The sequence below is a fragment of the Streptomyces sp. NPDC058307 genome (genome assembly GCF_042880295.1).
In the GTDB taxonomy this organism is placed as follows: Bacteria; Actinomycetota; Actinomycetes; order Streptomycetales; family Streptomycetaceae; genus Streptomyces.
In genome coordinates this window covers 28797-50930 of record NZ_JBHVYZ010000041.1, presented here as the reverse complement: position 1 = coordinate 50930, position 22134 = coordinate 28797, and the positions used below count along the sequence as shown (strand labels likewise).

The 22134-nt window shown below is 67.4% G+C and carries 31 protein-coding genes and 1 pseudogene; 2 read left to right on the top strand and 30 right to left on the bottom strand.

The window, feature by feature from the left end; genetic code table 11:
- Positions 1-93: 93 nt before the first annotated feature.
- Positions 94-1302 carry a glycosyl hydrolase family 28-related protein gene (locus tag ACFVYN_RS26855; protein ID WP_390002581.1) on the top strand — a complete coding sequence of 403 codons (1209 nt, stop codon included), beginning with the start codon at positions 94-96 and terminating at the stop codon, positions 1300-1302.
- Between the two features lie 29 nt (positions 1303-1331).
- Here ACFVYN_RS26855 and ACFVYN_RS26850 read toward each other — a convergent pair.
- Positions 1332-1505, bottom strand: a pseudogene (locus ACFVYN_RS26850) (tRNA pseudouridine(38-40) synthase TruA); the annotation flags it as partial.
- Between the two features lie 237 nt (positions 1506-1742).
- Between ACFVYN_RS26850 and ACFVYN_RS26845 the strand changes: the two are divergent.
- On the top strand, positions 1743-6152 hold the full coding sequence (locus ACFVYN_RS26845; protein ID WP_390002580.1) for a choice-of-anchor D domain-containing protein: 4410 nt from the start codon (positions 1743-1745) through the stop codon (positions 6150-6152).
- Positions 6153-6157: 5 nt separating this feature from the next.
- Here ACFVYN_RS26845 and truA read toward each other — a convergent pair whose 3' ends face one another.
- The 29 genes from truA to rplD form a co-directional block, all read right to left on the bottom strand.
- Positions 6158-7027: a tRNA pseudouridine(38-40) synthase TruA gene (truA, locus tag ACFVYN_RS26840; RefSeq protein ID WP_390002578.1), complete on the bottom strand. Its 870-nt coding sequence runs from the start codon at positions 7025-7027 to the stop codon at positions 6158-6160.
- Between the two features lie 71 nt (positions 7028-7098).
- A complete protein-coding gene (gene rplQ / locus ACFVYN_RS26835; RefSeq protein WP_390002576.1) occupies positions 7099-7605 on the bottom strand; it encodes a 50S ribosomal protein L17 in 507 nt (168 codons plus the stop codon).
- 84 nt (positions 7606-7689) lie between these two features.
- Positions 7690-8712, bottom strand: a complete 1023-nt coding sequence (locus tag ACFVYN_RS26830) for a DNA-directed RNA polymerase subunit alpha (protein WP_003966937.1) — start codon at positions 8710-8712, stop codon at positions 7690-7692.
- A gap of 159 nt (positions 8713-8871) precedes the next feature.
- Complete coding sequence (rpsK, locus tag ACFVYN_RS26825; protein ID WP_003956432.1) at positions 8872-9276, bottom strand: 30S ribosomal protein S11; 405 nt, start codon at positions 9274-9276, stop codon at positions 8872-8874.
- A gap of 70 nt (positions 9277-9346) precedes the next feature.
- Positions 9347-9727, bottom strand: a complete 381-nt coding sequence (gene rpsM / locus ACFVYN_RS26820; RefSeq protein ID WP_390002574.1) for a 30S ribosomal protein S13 — start codon at positions 9725-9727, stop codon at positions 9347-9349.
- A 186-nt stretch (positions 9728-9913) separates the two neighbouring features.
- Entirely contained in the window at positions 9914-10027 is a 114-nt protein-coding gene (gene rpmJ, locus ACFVYN_RS26815; RefSeq protein ID WP_003998809.1) for a 50S ribosomal protein L36, read from the bottom strand.
- A 59-nt stretch (positions 10028-10086) separates the two neighbouring features.
- On the bottom strand, positions 10087-10308 hold the full coding sequence (infA, locus tag ACFVYN_RS26810) for a translation initiation factor IF-1 (RefSeq protein ID WP_003948620.1): 222 nt from the start codon (positions 10306-10308) through the stop codon (positions 10087-10089).
- A gap of 153 nt (positions 10309-10461) precedes the next feature.
- Entirely contained in the window at positions 10462-11298 is an 837-nt protein-coding gene (map, locus tag ACFVYN_RS26805) for a type I methionyl aminopeptidase (protein WP_390002572.1), read from the bottom strand.
- Positions 11299-11456: 158 nt separating this feature from the next.
- Positions 11457-12119, bottom strand: a complete 663-nt coding sequence (locus ACFVYN_RS26800) for an adenylate kinase (RefSeq protein ID WP_306977539.1) — start codon at positions 12117-12119, stop codon at positions 11457-11459.
- Positions 12119-13432: a preprotein translocase subunit SecY gene (gene secY / locus ACFVYN_RS26795; RefSeq protein ID WP_390002570.1), complete on the bottom strand. Its 1314-nt coding sequence runs from the start codon at positions 13430-13432 to the stop codon at positions 12119-12121. The genes ACFVYN_RS26800 and secY overlap by 1 nt, the downstream gene beginning before the upstream one ends.
- Positions 13433-13607: 175 nt before the next feature.
- Entirely contained in the window at positions 13608-14063 is a 456-nt protein-coding gene (gene rplO / locus ACFVYN_RS26790) for a 50S ribosomal protein L15 (protein ID WP_007384079.1), read from the bottom strand.
- Between the two features lie 2 nt (positions 14064-14065).
- Complete coding sequence (gene rpmD / locus ACFVYN_RS26785; RefSeq protein WP_005481207.1) at positions 14066-14248, bottom strand: 50S ribosomal protein L30; 183 nt, start codon at positions 14246-14248, stop codon at positions 14066-14068.
- A complete protein-coding gene (rpsE, locus tag ACFVYN_RS26780) occupies positions 14248-14856 on the bottom strand; it encodes a 30S ribosomal protein S5 (protein ID WP_007384078.1) in 609 nt (202 codons plus the stop codon). Before rpsE ends, rpmD begins: the two co-directional genes overlap by 1 nt.
- Before the next feature lie 36 nt (positions 14857-14892).
- Positions 14893-15276, bottom strand: a complete 384-nt coding sequence (rplR, locus tag ACFVYN_RS26775) for a 50S ribosomal protein L18 (RefSeq protein ID WP_352389235.1) — start codon at positions 15274-15276, stop codon at positions 14893-14895.
- 3 nt (positions 15277-15279) lie between these two features.
- Complete coding sequence (rplF, locus tag ACFVYN_RS26770; protein ID WP_352389236.1) at positions 15280-15819, bottom strand: 50S ribosomal protein L6; 540 nt, start codon at positions 15817-15819, stop codon at positions 15280-15282.
- 25 nt (positions 15820-15844) lie between these two features.
- Positions 15845-16243, bottom strand: coding sequence for a 30S ribosomal protein S8 (gene rpsH, locus ACFVYN_RS26765; protein WP_007384075.1), 399 nt, complete (start codon positions 16241-16243; stop codon positions 15845-15847).
- A gap of 210 nt (positions 16244-16453) precedes the next feature.
- Entirely contained in the window at positions 16454-16639 is a 186-nt protein-coding gene (locus tag ACFVYN_RS26760) for a type Z 30S ribosomal protein S14 (protein ID WP_003948630.1), read from the bottom strand.
- A 5-nt stretch (positions 16640-16644) separates the two neighbouring features.
- On the bottom strand, positions 16645-17202 hold the full coding sequence (gene rplE, locus ACFVYN_RS26755) for a 50S ribosomal protein L5 (RefSeq protein ID WP_007384074.1): 558 nt from the start codon (positions 17200-17202) through the stop codon (positions 16645-16647).
- Positions 17202-17525: a 50S ribosomal protein L24 gene (gene rplX / locus ACFVYN_RS26750; RefSeq protein WP_003992365.1), complete on the bottom strand. Its 324-nt coding sequence runs from the start codon at positions 17523-17525 to the stop codon at positions 17202-17204. The genes rplE and rplX overlap by 1 nt, the downstream gene beginning before the upstream one ends.
- 2 nt (positions 17526-17527) lie before the next feature.
- Positions 17528-17896 carry a 50S ribosomal protein L14 gene (gene rplN, locus ACFVYN_RS26745; protein WP_003998823.1) on the bottom strand — a complete coding sequence of 123 codons (369 nt, stop codon included), beginning with the start codon at positions 17894-17896 and terminating at the stop codon, positions 17528-17530.
- Positions 17897-18029: 133 nt separating this feature from the next.
- A complete protein-coding gene (gene rpsQ, locus ACFVYN_RS26740; RefSeq protein ID WP_007384073.1) occupies positions 18030-18317 on the bottom strand; it encodes a 30S ribosomal protein S17 in 288 nt (95 codons plus the stop codon).
- Positions 18317-18541: a 50S ribosomal protein L29 gene (rpmC, locus tag ACFVYN_RS26735; protein WP_005481220.1), complete on the bottom strand. Its 225-nt coding sequence runs from the start codon at positions 18539-18541 to the stop codon at positions 18317-18319. Before rpmC ends, rpsQ begins: the two co-directional genes overlap by 1 nt.
- On the bottom strand, positions 18541-18960 hold the full coding sequence (gene rplP, locus ACFVYN_RS26730; RefSeq protein WP_006140905.1) for a 50S ribosomal protein L16: 420 nt from the start codon (positions 18958-18960) through the stop codon (positions 18541-18543). Before rplP ends, rpmC begins: the two co-directional genes overlap by 1 nt.
- Positions 18961-18965: 5 nt before the next feature.
- Entirely contained in the window at positions 18966-19811 is an 846-nt protein-coding gene (gene rpsC, locus ACFVYN_RS26725; RefSeq protein WP_390002566.1) for a 30S ribosomal protein S3, read from the bottom strand.
- Entirely contained in the window at positions 19811-20158 is a 348-nt protein-coding gene (rplV, locus tag ACFVYN_RS26720) for a 50S ribosomal protein L22 (protein WP_006604878.1), read from the bottom strand. The genes rpsC and rplV overlap by 1 nt, the downstream gene beginning before the upstream one ends.
- 44 nt (positions 20159-20202) lie before the next feature.
- A complete protein-coding gene (gene rpsS, locus ACFVYN_RS26715) occupies positions 20203-20484 on the bottom strand; it encodes a 30S ribosomal protein S19 (RefSeq protein ID WP_007384069.1) in 282 nt (93 codons plus the stop codon).
- Positions 20485-20496: 12 nt separating this feature from the next.
- Positions 20497-21333, bottom strand: coding sequence for a 50S ribosomal protein L2 (gene rplB, locus ACFVYN_RS26710; protein WP_384162215.1), 837 nt, complete (start codon positions 21331-21333; stop codon positions 20497-20499).
- Between the two features lie 38 nt (positions 21334-21371).
- Positions 21372-21791, bottom strand: a complete 420-nt coding sequence (gene rplW / locus ACFVYN_RS26705) for a 50S ribosomal protein L23 (protein WP_352389238.1) — start codon at positions 21789-21791, stop codon at positions 21372-21374.
- Positions 21791-22134 (bottom strand): 50S ribosomal protein L4 (gene rplD / locus ACFVYN_RS26700; protein ID WP_390002563.1); only part of this gene is annotated, 344 nt, incomplete at its 5' end. The genes rplW and rplD, both read right to left, overlap by 1 nt.

The following is a 22134-nucleotide window of genomic DNA, read 5'->3' as shown; positions in this document are numbered from 1 at the left end:
CCGGGCAGATGGCTTCGGTTGTGCGCTTCTTGTCACATCCACCAGGGCGTGGATACTGGCTGCCGATCTTCGAGCAGCCCAGGGGGGCACACCATGACAGGTTCGAACTCCCGACGTTCCGTCCTCAGATCGGCCGTCGCGGTCGGCGGTATCGCCCTGTCCGCCACATCGGTCTCCGCCGGCGACGCCGCCGCCGTGGCGGCGGACGCGGGATGGGTGAACGTCAAGGACCACGGCGCCAAGGGAGACGGCACCACCGACGACACCGCGGCGCTCCAGGCGGCGCTGAACGCCTGTCAGCCGGGGAACGTCACCGTCCTGCCGGCCGGGGTGTACCGGACGAGCGCTCCCCTGCGCATCGGCCCGTACGTGACCCTGCAGGGCTCGCATGCCGGCGGTGAGGCCCAGCCCAACGCCCGGAACCCGGTGGTGAGCATCCGCCCCCTCCCGTCGTTCACGGGAAACGCCGTGGTCGAGATCCTGGACCAGCAGCTGGGGGGCTATTCCATCCAGGCCGACGCGCAGCGGATCTTCTCCCTGTCCGTCGACGGCTCCGACCTGCCCCGCGGCGGAGCGGAGATCGACGGCATCCGCGCGACCGGGCAGATCCAGCACCTTCAGCTCCGGGACGTGCACGTCCGCGCCGTCACCGGCATCGGGATCAACACCTGGTACAACTTCAACGCCACGGGCGGTCCCCAGGCACCGTTCTGCCTGCACTACGACCGCGTCTCCGTCCTGTGGACCGGCTCCCACGGCATCGTGCTGAACAACTCCACCGACTCCGTCTTCCACGACGTGTACGTCCTGGGTGTCGGAGGCTGCGGCTGGTGGATGTCCGGCGCGGGCAACTCCTCCTTCACAAGCTGCCGAGCGGAGTGGTCCAAGCTGCACGGGTTCGACATCGAGTCCGTGCCCGGAGTGATCAAGATGGTCGCCTGTTCCACCGACCGGAACGGCTGGCACGGCATGTACGTCCACGCGACGGACACCACCGGAGTCCTCATGCTGTCGGCCACGAACCTCACCCGGGACGGCAAGAACAACGGTGCCGGTGGCGGCGGGTACGCCGGACTGGGCGTCGCCGACTCCCAGTGCAAGGTGCTGGCGGACGGCCTGGTCGTCCTCACGGGCAAGGACGACGACGGAACGGGGGTGGCGAGTCCCCAGTACGGCGTACGGGCCGACAACTCGGCCTACGTGGTGGTCAACTCAGGCCATCTGCAAGGAGTTACGACCCCCTGGCGGGACGGCACCGGCAACACGAAGTTCGTGAAGGGGACCCTCGTGGGCACCGGCTGACGGAACGGCTCCCCGCCGGGGGCAGCCGTTCAGCAGCAGCCCGCCCCCGGCAACGACCGCCTGTTCCGTGCCGCCGACACCTCGTCCACCCACTGGCCGACTTCCCCGAGCGTCAGCCCGCCCGGCCGTACGGCATGGACGGCCGAGTCCCGTACGTCGGCGGCCAGGATCCTGCCCGGCCGGTCCGGCCCCCGGTGCCTGTCGCAGTGCACTGCGCACTGAACCCCGCCGGGGCCTCCCGCCCCGGCAGCCGCTTCAGCAGCTTGTCCCGATGCCCCGGCGAAGGCGGATGACGATCCCGCCGCGAAGCACTCCCCACCGGTGCGCAAACAGGTCAACTGATGATAAGAACAACCACTCAGTCTTCACGTTTGTGCCGTACCTGTGACCGCTCCGGGCGCGGATAGCCAGAGGAGGGTCCCGATTTGCCCGGGTTTTCCATGCCCGCACGCGGTGGCCGTCACCGCAGTCGGCGGCGCACATGGCTGCTCGCCGTCGTGGCCCTGGCCACCACGGCACTGATCGGCACGACGATCAGCCTGGCGGCCTCCTCGGCCCAGGCCGACCAGGCCACGCAGGGCGTCGACAACCTGCGCACCAACTGGGACCAGGACGAGGCAGGGCTCTCCCCGGCCGTCGTCCAGTCGTCCGCCTTCGGCCGGCTCTTCGCCACCAAGCTGGACGGGCAGATATACGCCCAGCCGCTGGTACTGGGCGACCAGGTGATCGCGGTCACCGAGAGCAACACCCTGTACGGCCTCGACCGCACGACCGGTGCGATCGCGTGGAGCAAGAACTACGGACCTCCGTGGCCGGCCTCCGCGATCGGCTGCGGCGACCTGGTGCCCAACGTGGGCGCGACCGCGACGCCCGTCTACGACCCGGCCACCGGCTCCCTGTACTTCACCACCAAGGTCGACGACGGCACCTCCACGCACCGCCACCCGAAGTGGCTGATGCACGCGGTGGACCCGGCCTCCGGAGCCGAGCGCGCCGGATGGCCGGTCACCATCGCCGGCAGCCCCGTCAACGACCCGGGCAACGCGTTCGACGCCTACTACGAACAGCAGCGCCCCGGCCTGCTGTTGATGGACGGCGTCGTCTACGCGGGCTTCGGCGGCCACTGTGACGCGTGGCCGTACCGCGGCTATGTGGTCGGCGTGAGCACCACCGGACACAGCATCACGTCGATGTGGGCCTCGGTGACCGGTGCCAGCACGGGCGGCGCCGGCATCTGGCAGTCCGGCGGCGGACTGGTCTCGGACGGGTCCGGCCGGATCTTCTTCAGCACCGGCAACGGCATCAGCCCGGCCCCCGGGCCCGGCAAGACCGTTCAGGGCACCCTCGCCGAGTCCGTCGTACGCCTCCAGGTGGGCGCGGACCACACCCTCGGCACCGCCGACTTCTTCAGCCCCAGCGACGCCTCCACCCTGGACCTGAACGACCAGGACATCTCCTCGGGCGCCCCGATGGCGCTGCCGGACGGCTTCGGCACCGCGGACCACCCCCATCTGCTGATCCAGCAGGGCAAGGACGGCCGGGTGTTCCTGCTCGACCGCGACAACCTCGGCGGCATGGGCCAGGGCCCCCAGGGCAGCGACGCCGCGGTGAGCAAGTCCGGCCCCTACCAGGGCATGTGGGGACACCCCGCGTTCTGGGGCGGCGACGGCGGCTATGTCTACCTCGTCGGCAACCAGGGCCCACTGCGCGCGCTCAAGTACGGCGTACGCAACGGCGGTACGCCCGCGCTCACCCTCACCGGCCAGAGCCAGGACACCTTCGGCTACACCAGCGGCTCTCCCCTGGTCACCTCCGACGGCACGGACGAGTCCAGCGCCCTGGTGTGGATGACCTCCGCGAGCAACGCCTCCGGGGCCGACGGCACCCTGCGCGCCTACAGCCCCACCCCCGACGGCAACGGCCGTCTCCAACTGCTGTGGTCGGCCCCGATCGGCACCGCGACGAAGTTCGGCACACCGACCGCCGAGCGCGGCAAGGTGTACGTCGGCACCCGGGACGGTGTGCTCTACGGCTTCGGCAGCCCGGCCAGGACGGCGCTGACCGCGGCCTCGCTGGACTTCGGCCAGGTCGGTGTGGGCAGCAGCACGTCGGCCGACATGAAGCTGACCGCCACGCAGGACGTCAGCATCACCGGGCTCAAGGCCTCCGGTGCGTTCTCCGTCGCCCCGTCCGCCGTACCCACCCCGGAGCAGCCCACGGCGCTGGCGGCGGACGCCACACTGGACGTACCGATCGGCTTCACCCCCACCGCCACCGGCGGCGTCAACGGCACGCTGACCGCGAACCTCTCGGACGGCCAGAAGCTGGTCTTCGCCCTCCACGGCGTCGGCACCAGGCCCGGACTCGGGGCGGCACCCGCCGCCCTGGACTTCGGGGAAGTGCCCACCGGCAGCACCTCGACGCTGAACCTCCAGATCACCAACACCGGTACCGAGCCGGAGACCATCGACTCGGTCGACTCGCCCGGTGGCGCCTTCTCCACCTCGGGACTGCCGAGCGCGGGGACGGTCGTACCGGTTGGCGGCTCGTTCGTGGTCTCGGTCACCTACACACCGGCCGGCGACCAGGAGGACAGCGACGCGCTCGTGGTCAGCAGCAGCAGCGGCGGCGCCACGCACGCGCTGAGCGTCCCCATCAGCGCGACGGCCATCACCGGGCAGGGACACCTGGAGTTCTCCACGAACTCGCTGGACTTCGGCAAGGTCCCGATCGGCAGCTCCAGGTCACTGTCGTTCACCATCACCAACACCGGCAACATCCCGGTGACGGTGACCAAGGCCAAGGCGCCGACGGGTGACTTCAACAGCCCGGTGCAACTGTCGGAGGGCCTGGTCATCGGTCCCGGGCAGACCGCGGTGCAGAGCGTGACGTTCACTCCGCGCTCGGCCGCGGATCTGAGCGCCTCCTACGAGGTCACCGGCACCGGGACCGACGCGGACGGCAACAGCCAGGGCGCCATGTACGTCCCGGTCAAGGGCACCGGTACCGGCACCGTCACGACCACCGCGACCGACGACGGGCGGTGGCAGACCAACGGTTCGGCGATACGGGCCGACGGCGGCGGGGTCCAGTTGACGCCGGCCACCGGCAATCAGGCGGGCACGGCGGTGTACACCGAGCCGTTGCGCACCGACGGTCTGCGGGCCACCTTCACCACGAAGTTCGGGCCCGGCACCGGCGGGAAGGGCATGACACTCGCGCTCCTGGACCCGGCCCAGAACTCCGTCTCGGCACTGGGCGGGACCGGTGACGGCCTCGGCATCGCGGGCCGGCCGGGCACGGTGATCGCGCTCGCCACCGGCTGGAACAACACGCTCAAGGCACAGAACTTCGTGGGCGTCGGCCGCAGTTCGGCCGGCTCGTCGGTGATCGCCTACCCTTCGGTGGTCACACTCGGCACCTCCCTGCGCCAGGGCACGCACCAGGTCGACATCCAGGTGGCCGCCGGCCATCTGTACGTCTGGATCGACGGGGCGCAGGTGATGGACGCGACACCGACGCTGACGTCCACCGCGCTGCTGGCCTTCTCCGGTGCCACCGGCGACAGCGCCGACGTGCAGACGGTGAGCGGCCCGGTCGTCAGCGAGGCGGCGCTCCCGGCGCCGGACCCGAAGGCGGCGAGCTCGCTCCAGCTCACCGCCCCCGGCACGGGTGTCCCGGGCCGGGCGCTGACCCTCAAGGGCACGCTGGCCTCGACCTCGGCCCTGAGCGCGGGCCAGGTGGTCCACCTCACGAGGAACGGAACGGCACTGCCCGATGTGACGACCGCGGCGGACGGTACCTTCACGTTCGCCGACACCCCGTCGACGGAAGGCACGTACACCTACGCCGCCACCTACGCCGGGGACGCGGCCCACGAGGCGGCGAGCGCCACCGGCCTCGTCCAGTTCGCCAAGCTGCCCGCCTCGGTCACGCTGACGGCTCCGGCCACGGCCACCCGCGCCCAGAAGGTGACCGTGCCCGGCAAGCTCTCCGGCGGGCCCTTCGTCGCCGGTCAGGTCGTCAAGGTGACGAAGACCGACCTCGCGCACGCGTCCGGTGTCGCACTCGCCGACGCCAAGGTCGCCACGGACGGTTCGTTCACGTTCACGGACACCCCGCAGATCGGCGGCGCCAACACCTACAAGGTGTCCTACGGCGGCGACGTCTCGCACAAGTCCGGCAGCGGCACCGCCACCGTCCAGGTATCCCGGGCCGCGACGTCCCTGACCGTCACTACGGACCACGCGACCTACACGTACGGCCAGTCCGCGAAGATCACCGCGCACCTCGGCACGACCTACAACAGTCGTACGGTGTCGATCTACGCCCAGCCGTACAGCGGCACGAAGGTCCTGGTGAAGTCCGGGGCGGTGGACTCCCACGGCAATCTGGCGGCGTCGTACAAGCTCGCCCGCAACACCACGTTCAGCGCGGTGTTCGCCGGTGACTACCGGTACGCCCCGAAGACCGCCGCCCACGCCGTGCACTCCTCTGCGGGGGTCGCGCAGAAGCTGTCCGGCTACTACACGAGCACGCACTACGGAAGCACCCTCTACCGGGTGTACCACCGCACCGCCAAGGAGCGGCTCGACGTCACCGTCTCGCCCAACAAGGCCGGCCAGTGCGTCCTCTACCGCGTGCAGCGGTACTACAGCGGCGCCTGGCACACACAGAGCACCTCGCCCTGCTCGGCGCTCACCTCCACCAGTACCGGCAGCCAGCAGATGACCCTCACCAACGGCGTCGACAACAAGTACCGGGTGGCCGCGCAGTACGTCCACAGCAGCCGGGACAACACCAACCTCAGCACCTGGGGCACTTGGCAGTACTTCACCGTCAGGCAGTGACGGTCCTACGCCGGCGGCCGGTCAGCAACGGCCGCCGGCAACGACCGCCGGTTCCGCGCTTCCTTGCTCCGCGCCGCCAGCAACTCGTCCGCGGGGTAACCGACTTCCTCCAGCGTCAGCCCGTGCGGCCGTACGACATGGACGGCACTGTCCCGGACACCCGCGTCCAGCACCTTCCGGGGCCACTCCGCGCCGCGGTGCCCGTCTCCCACGAACAACAGGGCGCCCACCATCGACCGCACCTGGTTGTGACAGAAAGCGTCGGCCCGGACCTCGATCTCGACGACCCCGTCCGTCCGCCGCCGCACACCGAAGTCGAGGATCTCGCGGATCGTCGTCGCCCCCTCACGCTTCTTCGCGTACGCCGCGAAGTCATGCTCCCCGACGAGGGACTTGGCGGCGGCGTCCATGACCGCGACGTCCAACTCCCAGTCGTGCCACAGCACATGGTTGCGCAGCAGCGGATCCACGCCACCGGGTCGGTCCCCCACCCGGTAGATGTACCGCCGCCACAGAGCGGCGAACCGCGCGTTGAACCCCCCCGGCGCCTCCGTGACCCCCCACACCCGCACGTCCTTCGGCAACCGCCCCGCCAGCCGCTTCAGCAGCTTCTCGCGATGCTCCTCCCACAGGCCCTCCGGCAGATCCACATGCGCCACCTGCCCGCGCGCATGCACCCCGGCATCGGTCCGTCCGGCCACGGTCAGCTCGTACGTCACGTCCTTCGACCGCGTGACCGTGCGCAGCGCGTCCTCGATCTCGCCCTGTACGGTCCGCCGGCCGCCGGCCTGCTTGGCCCATCCGGAGAAGTCGGTGCCGTCGTAGGAAAGATCGAGACGGACACGGACGTAACCGGGCTGTACTTCGTCACTCACCCCTGGATCCTCTCAGCAACGCGAGACGGGCCCGCCCCCGAAGGGGCGGACCCGTCACGAACGCGGAAGCGTCAGGCGTCCTTGGACTCCTCGGCCGGAGCCTCGGTGGCGTCCTCGGCCTCGTCGGCCTTGGTCTCCTCGGCGGCCGGAGCAGCCTCGGCGTCCTTGGCGGAACGCTTGGTGGCGGCCTCGGCCTCACCCGTCGCCTGCTGCGCGACCGTCAGCGCCTCGACCAGCTCGATGACGGCCATGGGCGCGTTGTCGCCACGACGGTTACCGATCTTGGTGATGCGGGTGTAGCCACCGGGACGGTTCTCGTAGCGCGGGCCGATCTCGGTGAAGAGCGTGTGCACGATGCTCTTGTCCGTGATCACCTGGAGCACCTGACGGCGGTTGTGAAGGTCGCCCTTCTTGCCCTTGGTGATCAGACGCTCGGCGTACGGGCGCAGCTTGCGCGCCTTCGCCTCGGTGGTGGTGATGCGGCCGTGCTCGAAGAGGCTCTTCGCGAGGTTCGCGAGGAGCAGCTTCTCGTGCGCGGCGCTGCCGCCCAGACGGGCACCCTTGGTGGGCTTCGGCATGTCTTTCTCCTTGGTATCTGCCCCGGCCGTATCAGGTACCGGGGTCAGGAACCCGGCGAGCGGATGCTCACCGGCAACAACCGATCAGTACTGCTCGGTCTCCACGAAACCCGCGTCCGCGTCGTCGTCGGCGCCGAAGGCGTCGGCGGCGGCGGTCGGGTCGAATCCGGGCGGGCTGTCCTTCAGGGCCAGGCCCATGCCGGCCAGCTTCGCCTTGACCTCGTCGATGGACTTCGCACCGAAGTTGCGGATGTCCAGGAGGTCGGCCTCGGAACGCGCCACGAGCTCACCCACGGAGTGGATGCCCTCGCGCTTGAGGCAGTTGTACGACCGAACGGTGAGCTCGAGCTCCTCGATCGGCAGGGCGAGATCAGCGGCAAGGGCGGCGTCCGTGGGGGACGGGCCCATGTCGATGCCCTCGGCGTCGATGTTCAGCTCGCGGGCGAGACCGAACAGCTCGACCAGGGTCTTGCCGGCCGACGCCATGGCGTCACGGGGACGCATGGCCTGCTTGGTCTCGACGTCGACGATCAGCTTGTCGAAGTCGGTGCGCTGCTCGACACGGGTCGCCTCGACCTTGTACGTGACCTTGAGCACGGGGCTGTAGATGGAGTCGACCGGAATACGGCCGATCTCCTGGCCCACCTGCTTGTTCTGCACGGCGGAGACGTAACCGCGGCCACGCTCGACCGTGAGCTCCATCTCCAGCTTGCCCTTGCCGTTGAGCGTGGCGAGGACGAGGTCGGGGTTGTGCACCTCGACACCGGCCGGGGGCGCGATGTCGGCGGCGGTGACCAGACCCGGGCCCTGCTTGCGCAGGTACATCACGACCGGCTCGTCGTGCTCCGAGGAGACGACCAGCTGCTTGATGTTGAGGATCAGGTCGGTGACGTCCTCCTTGACGCCCGGCACGGTGGTGAACTCGTGCAGGACGCCGTCGATGCGGATGCTGGTGACAGCGGCACCGGGGATCGACGACAGGAGGGTGCGGCGCAGGGAGTTGCCGAGGGTGTAGCCGAAGCCCGGCTCCAGCGGCTCGATCACGAACCGGGAGCGGAACTCGTCGACGACCTCTTCGGTCAGTGACGGACGCTGAGCGATCAGCATGTGTGGATCAGATCCTTCTTTCGTGGACGCCCGCTATTTGACGCCCGACGGACCCGCGCCGGTGAAAACGCGGGGTACTGCAAAGGGTACGGGCGGCACCACCCCGAAGAGCCGTACCGCCCGCAACCTCAAGACAGCGAGCTGCCCTGAGCCGACACGTCAGACGCGGCGGCGCTTCGGCGGACGGCAGCCGTTGTGCGGGGTCGGCGTGACGTCCTGGATCGAGCCGACCTCGAGGCCGGTGGCCTGGAGGGAGCGGATCGCGGTCTCACGGCCGGAGCCGGGACCCTTGACGAACACGTCCACCTTGCGCATGCCGTGCTCCTGCGCGCGGCGGGCGGCCGACTCGGCGGCCATCTGCGCGGCGAAGGGGGTCGACTTGCGCGAGCCCTTGAAGCCGACGTGGCCGGCGGAGGCCCAGGAGATCACGTTGCCCGAGGGGTCCGTGATCGAGACGATGGTGTTGTTGAACGTGCTCTTGATGTGGGCGTGCCCATGAGCGACGTTCTTCTTTTCCTTGCGGCGCACCTTCTTGGCAGCGCCCTGACGACCCTTGGGGGGCATCTACAAACTCCTACGGGGAGGTGGTCGGTCCTACAGCGAAGACCGCTGATGAAGCGTTGTCCGCTGAGGACTACTTCTTGCCCGGCTTCTTCTTGCCGGCGATGGCGCGACGCGGGCCCTTGCGGGTACGAGCGTTCGTGCTGGTGCGCTGACCACGGACGGGCAGTCCACGGCGGTGGCGCAGACCCTGGTAGCTGCCGATCTCGACCTTGCGGCGGATGTCGGCCTGGACCTCGCGACGAAGGTCACCCTCGGTCTTGAGGTTGTTGTCGACGTACTCACGAATCGCGACGAGCTCCTCCTCGGAGAGGTCGCGAACGCGGGTGTTCGGGTTGACGCCGGTCTCGGCCAGCGTCTTCTGCGAAAGGGTCCGGCCGATGCCGAACACATAGGTCAGGGCGACCTCCACGCGCTTTTCGCGCGGGATGTCAACACCGGAAACGCGTGCCACTTCAATGGCTCCTGGTGATCTTCGGAGGTCTTCCACAGAACCGGTTCCCAGCCGCCGTACCAGGTACGAACTGGGTCCCCGGCCTCCGAACCGGGGGTGTCAGACGGAGTACGTCTGGGTTCTGCGTATGAACAATTCAGCTTGCGTCGCGCGAATCCCTGCGAGAGCAGAGGGTTCGGTCCTGCGTCAGCCCTGGCGCTGCTTGTGGCGCGGGTTCTCGCAAATGACCATGACCCGGCCGTGACGGCGGATCACCCTGCACTTGTCGCAGATCTTCTTGACGCTCGGCTTGACCTTCATGGGATTGAGGTTCTCCGGGTCAGTGCCACCACCCCGCCGCAGCGGGATGCGGGCAAGATCTACTTGTACCGGTAGACGATCCGGCCACGTGTCAGGTCGTACGGAGACAACTCCACCACGACCCGGTCGTCAGGGAGGATACGGATGTAGTGCATACGCATCTTGCCGCTGATGTGAGCCAGGACCTGGTGGCCGTTCTGGAGCTCGACCTTGAACATGGCGTTCGGAAGAGACTCGACGACAGTGCCCTCGATCTCGATGGCACCTTGCTTCTTGGCCACGCTTCGCCCTTCGAATCGACTACCTTGATCGGTTCTCCTGCATTTCCCTGAAGGGCGCATGCGGACATGCGGGTGCACGAGAGCCGACGAGTCAGTCTACGTCAGGCCACTCCGAAACACGAATCGAGGAAGGATGCCCCGGAACGGAGATCGTTAAGCGAGCGGGTCGGGAGCGGCCGTGACGCCGTGCTCCGCCAGCTTCGCCCTGCCTCCGTCGGGAGCCGTCAGGACCAGCGGTCCCTCGTCCGTCAGCGCCACCGAGTGCTCCCAGTGGGAGGACCATGTGCCGTCCGTCGTGATGACCGTCCAGTCGTCCGACAGGACCTCCGTCTTCGGTGTGCCCAGGGACACCATCGGCTCGATCGCCAGGCAGAACCCGGTGACCAGCTTCGGCCCCTTGCCCCGGCGCCGGTCGACGTAGTTCAGCAGGTGCGGGTCCATGTGCATCTCGGTGCCGATGCCGTGGCCGCCGTAGTCCTCGATGATCCCGTAGCGGCCGCCGCCCGGCTTCGGCTGGCGGCGGATGTACGTCTCGATGGCCTTGGAGACGTCGACGAGCCGGTTGCCGTGCTTCATCGCCGCGATGCCGGCCCACATGGACTCCTCCGTCACCCGGGAGAGCTCGAGCAGTTCCGGGGCGTGGCCCGAGCCGACGAACGCCGTGTAGGCCGCGTCCCCGTGCCAGCCGTCGATGATCGCGCCGCAGTCGATGGAGATGATGTCGCCGTCCTTGAGGACGACCTCCTCGGACGGGATGCCGTGGACGACGACCTCGTTCACCGAGGTGCAGATCGTCGCCGGGAAGCCGCCGTAGCCGAGGAAGTTCGGCTTGGCGTCGTGCTCCGCCAGGACCTTGCGCGCGACCTGGTCGAGGTCCCTGGTCGTGGCCCCGGGCACCGCGGCCTCTCGGGTCGCCGCGTGGATGGCGGCGACGACCAGCCCCGCCTCGCGCATCTTGGCGATCTGCTCGGGGGTCTTGATCTGCACCATGCGGCGGAAGCCTTTCTGAAACCGGGGGAACCTGCGGGGGCACCTTCGACAAGGCGTCGACAAGGCGTCTTCAACGATACGTGCACCCACACAGCAGCCGCGGCCCCCTCGGAAGGGAACCGCGGCTGTCGTACGGGAAAAACCGCTGGGGAAGACCGCTACGCGGCGTCGCCCTCGTGCTGGAGCGCCTCCATGGCGCGGCCGGTGACGTCCTCCACCTTGCCGAGCGCCGAGATCGTGACCACCAGGCCCTGGGCCTTGTAGTAGTCGATGATCGGCTCGGTCTGGGTGTGGTAGACCTCCAGGCGCTTGCGGACCGTCTCCTCGGAGTCGTCGTCCCGCTGGTACAGCTCGCCGCCGCAGACGTCACAGACGCCGTCCTGCTTCGGCGCCTTGTACGACACGTGGAAGACGTGCGCCGAGTCGTGGCGGCAGATGCGGCGGCCGGCGATGCGCTTGACGACCTCCTCCTCGGGTACCTCGAGGTCCAGCACCGCGTCCAGCTTCATGCCCTCGTGCTGCAGCATCTCGTCGAGCGACTCGGCCTGCGAGACGTTCCGCGGGAAGCCGTCGAGCAGGAAGCCGTTCTCGGCGTCCGGCTGCTCCATGCGGTCCTTGGCCATCCCGATGGTGACCTCGTCCGGAACCAGGTTGCCCGCGTCCATGTAGGACTTCGCGAGTTTGCCGAGGTCCGTCTGCCGGCTGATGTTGGCGCGGAACAGGTCGCCCGTGGAGATGTGCGGGATCGACAGGTTCTGGGCGAGGAACGCGGCCTGCGTTCCCTTACCGGCGCCCGGCGGCCCGACGAGGACGATACGCATCAGCGGAGGAACCCTTCGTAATTGCGCTGCTGGAGCTGGCTCTCGATCTGCTTCACCGTCTCGAGACCCACACCCACGATGATCAGGATGCTGGTCCCGCCGAAGGGGAAGTTCCCGCTTGCGTTGAAGCCGACCAACGCCATTGTCGGTACAAGAGCGATCAGACCCAGATACAGCGAACCCGGCCAGGTGATCCGGTTGAGCACGTACGAGAGGTACTCAGCGGTCGGTCGGCCAGCCCGGATGCCCGGGATGAAGCCACCATACTTCTTCATGTTGTCGGCGACTTCCTCGGGGTTGAAGGAGATCGCCACATAGAAGAACGCGAAGAAAACGATGAGCAAGAAGTACGAAGCGATGTAAATCGGGTGATCACCCTTGGTCAGGTTCTGGGTGATCCAGTCCTTCCAGGCCGAGTTGCCGTTCGAGAACTGCGCCACCAGCGCCGGGATGTAGAGCAGCGACGAGGCGAAAATGACGGGAATCACACCGGCCTGGTTGACCTTCAGCGGGATGTACGTCGACGTACCGCCGTAGGAACGGCGGCCGATCATGCGCTTCGCGTACTGGACCGGAATGCGGCGCTGGGCCTGCTCGACGAAGACCACCAGGCCGACCATGACCAGGCCGACCGCGATGACGGTGCCGAACTCGATCCAGCCGCCGGCCAGGGTGCCCTGCTTCTTGATGGCCCACAGCGCGGACGGGAAGGTGGCGGCGATCGAGATGAACATCAGGATCGACATGCCGTTGCCGATGCCGCGGTCGGTGATGAGCTCACCGAGCCACATGACGACGGCCGTACCGGCGGTCATCGTGATGACCATGACGATCGTGGTGAAGATCGCCCGGTCCGGGACGATGCTCGACGCGACGGTGCAGCCGGAGAACAGGGCGCCGCTGCGCGCGGTGGCCACCAGGCCCGTGCCCTGCAGGATGGCGAGCGCCACCGTGAGGTAACGGGTGTACTGCGTGATCTTCGCCGTGCCGGCCTGGCCCTCCTTCTTGAGGGCTTCCAGGCGTGGGATCACCACGGTCAGCAGCTGCAGAATGATGCTCGCCGTGATGTACGGCATGATGCCGAGCGCGAAGATCGTGATCTGCAGCAGCGCGCCACCGCTGAACATGTTGACCAGGCCGAAGAGTCCCTGGTTGCCGGACGCCTCGGTCACACACTGCTGGACAGCCGTGTAGTTGACGCCAGGGATCGGGATGTGGGTACCCACGCGGTACACCACGATGATGGCGAGCGTGAAGAGCAGCTTCTTGCGCAGGTCGGGCGTCCTGAACGCCCGGGCGAACGCGGTGAGCACGGTGCCTCCTGCGACCCCCGCGCTACAGCGTCAAGGGTGACGGTCTTGAGGTTCACGAATATGAGAGTAAGCAGTGCAGGCCACCTTACCCGGGCCGCCGCCTGCCGTGGAACGACCAACCGGGGATACCTCGTTGTGAGGTATCCCCGGTGGGTACTGCTTCAGGTCATCGTGCTCAGACGAGCTCGGTGACCGTGCCGCCCGCGGCGGTGATCTTCTCCTTGGCGGAGCCGGAGACGGCGTCGACCGTCACCTGCAGCGCCACGGAGATCTCGCCCTGGCCGAGGACCTTGACGAGGCTGTTCTTGCGAACGGCGCCCTTGGCCACGAGGTCCTCGACGGTGACCTCGCCACCCTCGGGGTACAGCGCGCCCAGCTTGTCGAGGTTCACGACCTGGAACTCGGTCTTGAACGGGTTCTTGAAGCCCTTCAGCTTCGGAAGACGCATGTGGAGGGGCATCTGGCCACCCTCGAAGCGCTCCGGAACCTGGTAACGGGCCTTCGTACCCTTGGTACCACGACCGGCCGTCTTACCCTTCGACGCCTCACCACGACCCACACGGGTCTTGGCGGTCTTGGCGCCCGGGGCGGGACGGAGGTTGTGGATCTTGAGCGGGTTGTTCTCCGCCATGATCAGTCGACCTCCTCGACCGTCACGAGGTGGCGGACGGTGTGCACCATGCCGCGGAACTCGGGACGATCCTCCTTGACGACCTGCGTGTTGATGCCCTTGAGACCAAGGGAACGCAGGGTGTCACGGTGGTTCTGCTTGCTGCCGATGTACGACTTCGTCTGCGTGATCTTGAGCTGAGCCATTACGCAGCACCAGCCCCGGCACGCGCACGCAGCAGAGCCGCGGGAGCGACGTCCTCGAGGGGCAGACCGCGGCGGGCCGCGATCTCCTCGGGACGCTGCAGGCCCTTCAGGGCCGCCACGGTGGCGTGCACGATGTTGATCGCGTTCGACGAACCGAGCGACTTCGACAGGATGTCGTGAACGCCGGCGCACTCGAGCACGGCACGCACCGGGCCACCGGCGATAACGCCGGTACCGGGGGACGCCGGCTTGAGCAGGACGACGCCCGCCGCCTTCTCACCCGTGATCGGGTGCGGGATGGTGCCCTGGATACGGGGGACCTTGAAGAAGTGCTTCTTGGCCTCCTCAACACCCTTGGCGATGGCGGCCGGCACCTCCTTGGCCTTGCCGTAACCGACACCCACGGTGCCGTCACCGTCGCCCACTACGACGAGCGCAGTGAAGCTGAAGCGACGACCACCCTTCACAACCTTGGCGACACGGTTGATCGCGACGACACGCTCAACGTAAGCAGTCTTCTCGGCGGCGGCTGCGCCACCGTCACGACCCTTACGGTCCCGCCGCTCGCCGCCACCGGCACCGCCACCGCGGCGCTGGGGTCCAGCCATTGGATTACCTCTCTCTTTCCGCTAGCTACGAGCGGCTCAGAACTTGAGCCCGGCTTCGCGGGCGGCGTCCGCCAGGGCGGCGATGCGCCCGGCGTACTGGTTGCCACCACGGTCGAACACGACGGCTTCGACACCGGCAGCCTTCGCACGCTCGGCGACCAGGGCGCCGACCTGCTTGGCCTGCGCGGACTTGTCGCCCTCGCCACCGCGGACCGTGGTGTCCAGGGTGGACGCCGACGCCAGGGTGTGACCCTTGATGTCGTCGATCACCTGGGCCACGATGTGGCGGTTGGAGCGGGTAACGACCAGACGGGGACGCTCCGCCGTACCGGAAAGGCGCTTGCGGATCCGGATGTGACGGCGCTTGATCGCGGCGCGCTTGTAGGCGTCGCCCTTCAGGATCTTCTGTCCGTATGCCATGGCTTACTTACCCGCCTTTCCGACCTTGCGGCGGATGACTTCGCCCTCGTACTTGACGCCCTTGGCCTTGTACGGGTCAGGCTTGCGCAGCTTGCGGATGTTGGCCGCAACCTCGCCGACCTTCTGCTTGTCGATGCCCTCGACCGAGAACCGGGTAGGAGCCTCCACCTTGAAGGTGATGCCCTCGGGAGCCTCGACGGTGATCGGGTGGCTGTAGCCCAGAGCGAACTCGAGGTTCGATCCCTTGGCCTGAACGCGGTAACCGACACCGCTGATCTCGAGCTTCTTCACGTAACCCTGGGTCACGCCGGTGATCATGTTCGCCACCAGCGTGCGGGACAGGCCGTGCAGGGCCTTGCTCTGACGCTCGTCGTTGGGGCGGGTGACGTTCAGAACGCCGTCCTCACCCTTGGCGATCTCGATCGGCGCCACAACGGTGTGGGTCAACTCGCCCTTGGGGCCCTTGACCGAGACCGTCTGGCCGTCGATGGTGACGTCCACGCCGGCGGGAACCGTGATGGGGAGCTTGCCAATACGCGACATAGCTTTTTCCTCCGATTCCTTTCCGCTACCAGACGTAGGCGAGAACTTCTCCGCCTACGCCCTTCTTGCCGGCCTGCTTGTCGGTGAGGAGACCGTGCGACGTGGAGATGATCGCCACGCCCAGGCCGCCGAGCACCTTCGGCAGGTTGGTGGACTTCGCGTAAACCCGGAGACCGGGCTTGGAGATCCGCTTGATGCCCGCGATGGAGCGCTCACGGTTCGGGCCGAACTTCAGCTCGAGAACGAGGTTCTTGCCGACCTCGGCGTCCTCGACCTTCCAGCCCGTGATGAAGCCCTCCTGCTGGAGGATCTCCGCGATGTGAGACTTGATCTTGGACGCCGGCATCGTCACGGAGTCGTGGTACGCCGAGTTCGCGTTCCGCAGACGCGTAAGCATGTCTGCGATCGGATCAGTCATGGTCATGAATTGGCCTTCGGCCTCTCTCGCCGGGGTTTCCAGGTGCCCATCCCTCTCCTCGATCCGAGACGAGGCGGGTGCGGTGCGGTGGACCTACGGCGTAGTAAGTCGTATGGGCGTCCAGGCGCCCAACCCTCCTAGCCTAAGCCATGAAGGGGTGGGCACCTGACACTGCCCTTTACTTACCGAGAGTTCCTGCAGTCCCGAAGTACGGGACTACCAGGAGCTCTTGGTCACGCCCGGCAGCTCGCCACGGTGAGCCATCTCACGAAGGCACACGCGGCACAGGCCGAACTTGCGGTACACGGAGTGCGGACGGCCGCAGCGCTGGCAGCGGGTGTAGCCACGCACACCGAACTTGGGCTTGCGAGCAGCCTTGGCAATCAGAGCCTTCTTCGCCATCTCGCTCACGCCTCCTTGAACGGGAAGCCGAGGTGACGAAGGAGCGCGCGGCCCTCAGCGTCGTTGGTCGCCGTGGTGACCACGGTGATGTCCATGCCCCGGGTACGGTCGATCTTGTCCTGGTCGATCTCGTGGAACATGACCTGCTCCGTGAGACCGAAGGTGTAGTTGCCACGGCCGTCGAACTGCTTGGGGGACAGACCACGGAAGTCGCGGATGCGCGGCAGCGCGAGCGACAGGGTGCGGTCCAGGAACTCCCACATGCGGTCGCCACGAAGCGTGACGTGGGCACCGATCGGCTGGCCCTCACGCAGCTTGAACTGCGCGATGGACTTACGGGCCTTGGTGACGGCCGGCTTCTGACCGGTGATCGTGGTGAGGTCGCGAATCGCGCCGTCGATCAGCTTGGAGTCGCGGGCGGCGTCGCCCACACCCATGTTGACCACGATCTTGACGAGGCCGGGGATCTGCATGACGTTCTCGTACTTGAACTCGTCACGCAGCTTGCCCGCGATCTCCTCGCGGTACTTCGTCTTGAGACGCGGAGTCGTGGTGGTAGCCATCAGATGTCCTCACCCGTCCGCTTGGCAACGCGGATCTTGTTGCCCTCGTCGTCGAAGCGGTAACCGACACGCGTGACGACCTTGTTGCCGTCCTTCTCAACGACCAGCTGGACGTTGGAGACGTGGATCGGCGCCTCGGTCGTGACGATGCCACCGGCCTGCGAACCGCGAGCGGTCGGGCCGGCCTTGGTGTGCTTCTTGACCCGGTTGACACCCTCGACCAGGACCCGGTCCTCGCGGGGGAAGGCCGCGATGACCTTGCCCTGCTTGCCCTTGTCCTTACCGGTGATGACCTGGACCAGGTCGCCCTTCTTGATCTTCATGCTTACAGCACCTCCGGCGCGAGCGAGATGATCTTCATGAACTTCTTCTCGCGCAGCTCACGGCCGACGGGGCCGAAGATACGGGTGCCGCGAGGGTCGCCGTCGTTCTTCAGAATGACGGCGGCGTTCTCGTCGAAGCGGATGTACGAGCCGTCCGGACGGCGGCGCTCCTTGACGGTGCGAACGATGACCGCCTTGACGACGTCACCCTTCTTCACGTTGCCACCGGGGATCGCGTCCTTGACGGTGGCGACGATGACGTCACCGATGCCCGCGTAGCGGCGACCGGAGCCACCGAGCACACGGATGCAAAGGATTTCCTTCGCACCAGTGTTGTCGGCGACACGCAGTCGCGACTCCTGCTGGATCACGTCTATCTCCTGTTTGTCTGCCGGTTCCCCGACGCGGGGTTGTTTCCACAACCCCGCATCGGAGCCTGGCGGAACTGTCCTGCGGGATGATCCCCGCAGGCGTACTTGTTTGGAATTCCCTTGCGGGAATTACCTACTTGGCCTTCTCGAGGATCTCGACGACGCGCCAACGCTTGGTCGCCGACAGCGGGCGGGTCTCCGCGAGGAGGACCCGGTCGCCGACGCCGGCAGCGTTCTGCTCGTCGTGCGCCTTGAGCTTGTTGGTACGGCGGATGACCTTGCCGTACAGCGCGTGCTTGACGCGGTCCTCGACGGCGACGACGACGGTCTTGTCCATCTTGTCGCTGACGACGAGACCCTCACGGGTCTTGCGGAAGCCGCGGGCCTCTGCAGTCTGCTCAGTCACGTTGCTCTCACTCATCAGGCGCTCTCCACCGTCTCGATGCCCAGCTCGCGCTCACGCATCAGGGTGTAGATCCGCGCGATGTCCTTACGGACGGCCTTGAGCCGACCGTGGTTCTCGAGCTGACCCGTCGCCGCCTGGAAGCGGAGGTTGAACAGCTCTTCCTTGGCTTCGCGGAGCTTGTTGAGAAGCTCCTCGTCACCCAGTTCGCGCAGCTCGGACGCCTTGGTACCGGCCGACATCACGCTTCACCTGCCTCGCGCTTGACGATCCGGCACTTCATCGGCAGCTTGTGGGCTGCGCGAGTCAGGGCCTCACGGGCGATCTTCTCGTTGGGGTAGGACAGCTCGAACATGACCCGGCCCGGGTGCACGTTCGCGATCCACCACTCCGGCGAACCCTTACCGGAACCCATGCGGGTCTCGGCAGGCTTCTTCGTGAGCGGGCGGTCCGGGTAGATGTTGATCCAGACCTTGCCGCCACGCTTGATGTGGCGGGTCATGGCGATACGGGCCGCCTCGATCTGGCGGTTGGTCACGTACGCCGGCGTGAGGGCCTGAATGCCGTACTCGCCGAACGAGACCGTCGTACCGCCCTTGGCCTGACCACGGCGCTTCGGGTGGTGCTGCTTGCGGTGCTTGACCCTACGGGGGATCAGCATGTCGGTCAGGCCTCCGTTCCGGTGCTCTCAGCCGGTGCAGCGGCAGCGGGAGCCGCAGAAGCCTCCGTCTTGGGGGCCTCGGCAGCGGGAGCCGTCTGCGGCTTACGACCGCGACCGCCGCGCTCGCCACCACGGCCACCACGGGCCGGGCGGTCGGCGCCGCCGCCACCACGGGCCGGGCGGTTGCCGGCGCGGGCAGCAGCGTTCTCGGCGCGGACCTCGGCGATGTTCTTGACATCGCCCTTGTAGATCCAGACCTTCACGCCGATGCGGCCGAAGGTCGTCTTGGCCTCGAAGAAGCCGTAGTCCACGTTCGCGCGGAGCGTGTGCAGGGGCACGCGGCCCTCGCGGTAGAACTCCGAGCGGGACATCTCGGCGCCGCCGAGGCGGCCACCGCACTGGATCTTGATGCCCTTGGCGCCGGCCTTCATCGCCGACTGCATGCTCTTACGCATGGCGCGACGGAAGGAGACGCGGGAGGAGAGCTGCTCGGCGACGGCCTGGGCAACCAGCTGAGCGTCGGTCTCGGGGTTCTTGACCTCGAGGATGTTCAGCTGGACCTGCTTGCCCGTGAGCTTCTCGAGGTCACCGCGGATGCGGTCGGCCTCGGCGCCACGGCGGCCGATGACGATGCCCGGACGAGCGGTGTGGATGTCCACACGCACACGGTCACGGGTGCGCTCGATCTCCACCTTCGAGATGCCGGCGCGCTCCATGCCGGACGTCATCATCCGACGGATGGCGACGTCTTCCTTGACGTAGTCCTTGTACAGCTTGTCGGCGTACCAGCGGGACTTGAAGTCCGTGGTGATGCCGAGCCGGAACCCATGCGGGTTAACCTTCTGGCCCATTACCGGGTTCCTTCCTTGCTGCTGACGACCACGGTGATGTGGCTGGTCCGCTTGCGGATCCGGTAGGCACGGCCCTGGGCGCGCGGCCGGAACCGCTTCAGGGTCGGACCCTCGTCGACGTACGCCTCGGAGATGACGAGGCTGCCGGCGTCGGTGTGGTCGTAGTTGTGTGCGGCGTTGGCGATGGCGCTGTCGAGCACCTTGCCGACGGGCACGGAGGCGGCCTGCGGAGCGAATCGCAGGACCGCCTGAGCCTCCGTGGCGTCCATGCCACGGATAAGGTCCACCACGCGGCGGGCCTTCATGGGCGTAACGCGGATGTACCGCGCCTGGGCCCTGGCTTCCATGGTTGTCCCTCTCAGTTACTTACGTGTCTGAATGCGATCCGCGTTTAGCGGCGCTTCGACTTCCGGTCGTCCTTGACGTGACCCCGGAAGGTGCGCGTCGGCGAGAACTCGCCGAGCTTGTGGCCGACCATCGACTCGGTGACGAACACCGGGATGTGGGTCTTGCCGTTGTGCACCGCGATCGTGTGGCCGAGCATGGCCGGGACGATCATCGAGCGACGGGACCAGGTCTTGATGACGTTCTTGGAACCGGCTTCGTTCTGGGCGTCCACCTTCTTGATCAGGTGGTCGTCGACGAAGGGCCCCTTCTTGAGACTGCGCGGCATCTAAACCCGCTCCTAGCGCTTCTTGTTCGTCTTGCGGCGGCGGACGATGTACTTGTTCGAAGCCTTCTTCGGCGAACGAGTACGACCCTCCTTCTGACCCCAGGGGCTGACCGGGTGGCGACCACCGGAGGTCTTGCCCTCACCACCACCGTGGGGGTGGTCAACCGGGTTCATCGCCACACCGCGAACGGTCGGGCGGACGCCCAGCCAGCGCTTGCGGCCGGCCTTACCCCAGTTGATGTTGCTCTGCTCGGCATTGCCGACCTCGCCGACCGTGGCGCGGCAGCGCTGGTCGACCAGGCGGATCTCACCGGAGGGCATACGAAGGTGGGCCATCGTGCCCTCCTTCGCCAGCAGCTGCACGGAGGCACCGGCGGAGCGGGCGAACTTGGCGCCGCCACCGGGACGGAGCTCGATCGCGTGGATCGTGGTACCGACCGGGATGTTGCGGAGCGCCAGGTTGTTGCCCGGCTTGATGTCGGCCCCGGGACCGTTCTCGACGCGGTCACCCTGCTGCAGGTTGCGCGGGGCGAGGATGTAGCGCTTCTCGCCGTCCGCGTAGTGCAGCAGCGCGATGCGCGCGGTGCGGTTGGGGTCGTACTCGATGTGCGCGACCTTCGCCGGCACGCCGTCCTTGTCGTGACGACGGAAGTCGATCACTCGGTAGGCGCGCTTGTGGCCACCACCCTGGTGGCGGACGGTCACACGACCGGAATTGTTACGGCCGCCCTTGCTGTGCAGGGGGCGAACCAGCGACTTCTCCGGCGTGGACCGCGTGACCTCGACGAAGTCGGCGACGCTGGAGCCACGACGGCCCGGCGTAGTCGGCTTGTACTTGCGGATTCCCATTTCTCAGTCCTCGTCCGATATCGGACGATCCGACCCGCTTACGCGGACGGACCGCCGAAGATGTCGATACGGTCGCCCTCGGCAAGGGTCACGATCGCGCGCTTGCTGTCGGCACGCTTGCCGAAGCCGGTGCGGGTCCGCTTGCGCTTGCCCTGGCGGTTGATCGTGTTCACCCCGGTGACCTTGACCGAGAAGACCGCCTGGACGGCCTGCTTGATCTGGGTCTTGTTGGCGCCGGGGGCCACGATGAACGTGTACTTGCCCTCGTCGAGAAGCGCGTAGCTCTTCTCGGACACGACCGGCTTCAGCAGGACGTCACGGTGGTCCGTGAAGGCCTTGCTCGCCGGAGTGACGACGGTGTTCTTGCCCTCGGCCTCGTGGCGGCGCGCCTTGGCGACGCGCGCGACCTTCTTGGCCTTGGCGGCCTTCGAGGCGATGCTCGGGTGACGCGTAGCCATCAGGCTTCGCTCCCTTCGGTGTCAGCGGCCTTGGGGCCAGACACGAAGGACTCGAAAGCGGCCTGGGTGAAGACCACGTCGTCCGAGACGAGAACGTCGTACGTGTTCAGCTGGCCCGGCTCCAGGATGTGCACCTGGGGCAGGTTGCGGGCGGACAGCCACGCGGCCTCGTCGGCACGGTCGATCACGAGCAGCAGGTTCTTGCGCTCGCTGATCTTGCCGAAGAGTGTCTTCGCGGCCTTCGTCGCGGGGGGCGCGCCCACGTCGGCGCCCGGGTAGGCCGGGGTTGGGGTGTTTGGGGGCCCGGGGGTGGGGGGGTGGGGCCGGGGCCCCGCCGTAAACT

What these genes read in the sequence shown, in the direction of transcription:
- rpsQ (WP_007384073.1), bottom strand. Translation starts at nt 18,317, where the DNA reads ATGAGTGAGAGCAACGTGACTGAGCAGACTGCAGAGGCCCGCGGCTTC.
- rplF (WP_352389236.1), bottom strand. Translation starts at nt 15,819, where the DNA reads ATGTCGCGTATTGGCAAGCTCCCCATCACGGTTCCCGCCGGCGTGGAC.
- rplQ (WP_390002576.1), bottom strand. Translation starts at nt 7,605, where the DNA reads ATGCCGAAGCCCACCAAGGGTGCCCGTCTGGGCGGCAGCGCCGCGCAC.
- map (WP_390002572.1), bottom strand. Translation starts at nt 11,298, where the DNA reads ATGGTGCAGATCAAGACCCCCGAGCAGATCGCCAAGATGCGCGAGGCG.
- rplB (WP_384162215.1), bottom strand. Translation starts at nt 21,333, where the DNA reads ATGGGAATCCGCAAGTACAAGCCGACTACGCCGGGCCGTCGTGGCTCC.
- rpmJ (WP_003998809.1), bottom strand. Translation starts at nt 10,027, where the DNA reads ATGAAGGTCAAGCCGAGCGTCAAGAAGATCTGCGACAAGTGCAGGGTG.
- rpsC (WP_390002566.1), bottom strand. Translation starts at nt 19,811, where the DNA reads ATGGGCCAGAAGGTTAACCCGCATGGGTTCCGGCTCGGCATCACCACG.
- rplV (WP_006604878.1), bottom strand. Translation starts at nt 20,158, where the DNA reads ATGGAAGCCAGGGCCCAGGCGCGGTACATCCGCGTTACGCCCATGAAG.
- rpmC (WP_005481220.1), bottom strand. Translation starts at nt 18,541, where the DNA reads ATGTCGGCCGGTACCAAGGCGTCCGAGCTGCGCGAACTGGGTGACGAG.
- ACFVYN_RS26760 (WP_003948630.1), bottom strand. Translation starts at nt 16,639, where the DNA reads ATGGCGAAGAAGGCTCTGATTGCCAAGGCTGCTCGCAAGCCCAAGTTC.
- ACFVYN_RS26855 (WP_390002581.1), top strand. Translation starts at nt 94, where the DNA reads ATGACAGGTTCGAACTCCCGACGTTCCGTCCTCAGATCGGCCGTCGCG.
- rplR (WP_352389235.1), bottom strand. Translation starts at nt 15,276, where the DNA reads ATGGCATACGGACAGAAGATCCTGAAGGGCGACGCCTACAAGCGCGCC.
- rpmD (WP_005481207.1), bottom strand. Translation starts at nt 14,248, where the DNA reads ATGGCTCAGCTCAAGATCACGCAGACGAAGTCGTACATCGGCAGCAAG.
- rplE (WP_007384074.1), bottom strand. Translation starts at nt 17,202, where the DNA reads ATGGCTACCACCACGACTCCGCGTCTCAAGACGAAGTACCGCGAGGAG.
- rplP (WP_006140905.1), bottom strand. Translation starts at nt 18,960, where the DNA reads ATGCTGATCCCCCGTAGGGTCAAGCACCGCAAGCAGCACCACCCGAAG.
- rpsK (WP_003956432.1), bottom strand. Translation starts at nt 9,276, where the DNA reads ATGCCCCCCAAGGGTCGTCAGGGCGCTGCCAAGAAGGTGCGCCGCAAG.
- rplX (WP_003992365.1), bottom strand. Translation starts at nt 17,525, where the DNA reads ATGAAGATCAAGAAGGGCGACCTGGTCCAGGTCATCACCGGTAAGGAC.
- ACFVYN_RS26800 (WP_306977539.1), bottom strand. Translation starts at nt 12,119, where the DNA reads ATGCGTATCGTCCTCGTCGGGCCGCCGGGCGCCGGTAAGGGAACGCAG.
- rplO (WP_007384079.1), bottom strand. Translation starts at nt 14,063, where the DNA reads ATGGCGGAGAACAACCCGCTCAAGATCCACAACCTCCGTCCCGCCCCG.
- ACFVYN_RS26845 (WP_390002580.1), top strand. Translation starts at nt 1,743, where the DNA reads ATGCCCGCACGCGGTGGCCGTCACCGCAGTCGGCGGCGCACATGGCTG.
- rpsH (WP_007384075.1), bottom strand. Translation starts at nt 16,243, where the DNA reads ATGACCATGACTGATCCGATCGCAGACATGCTTACGCGTCTGCGGAAC.
- rpsS (WP_007384069.1), bottom strand. Translation starts at nt 20,484, where the DNA reads ATGCCGCGCAGTCTCAAGAAGGGGCCCTTCGTCGACGACCACCTGATC.
- rpsE (WP_007384078.1), bottom strand. Translation starts at nt 14,856, where the DNA reads ATGGCTGGACCCCAGCGCCGCGGTGGCGGTGCCGGTGGCGGCGAGCGG.
- ACFVYN_RS26830 (WP_003966937.1), bottom strand. Translation starts at nt 8,712, where the DNA reads ATGCTGATCGCTCAGCGTCCGTCACTGACCGAAGAGGTCGTCGACGAG.
- rplW (WP_352389238.1), bottom strand. Translation starts at nt 21,791, where the DNA reads ATGGCTACGCGTCACCCGAGCATCGCCTCGAAGGCCGCCAAGGCCAAG.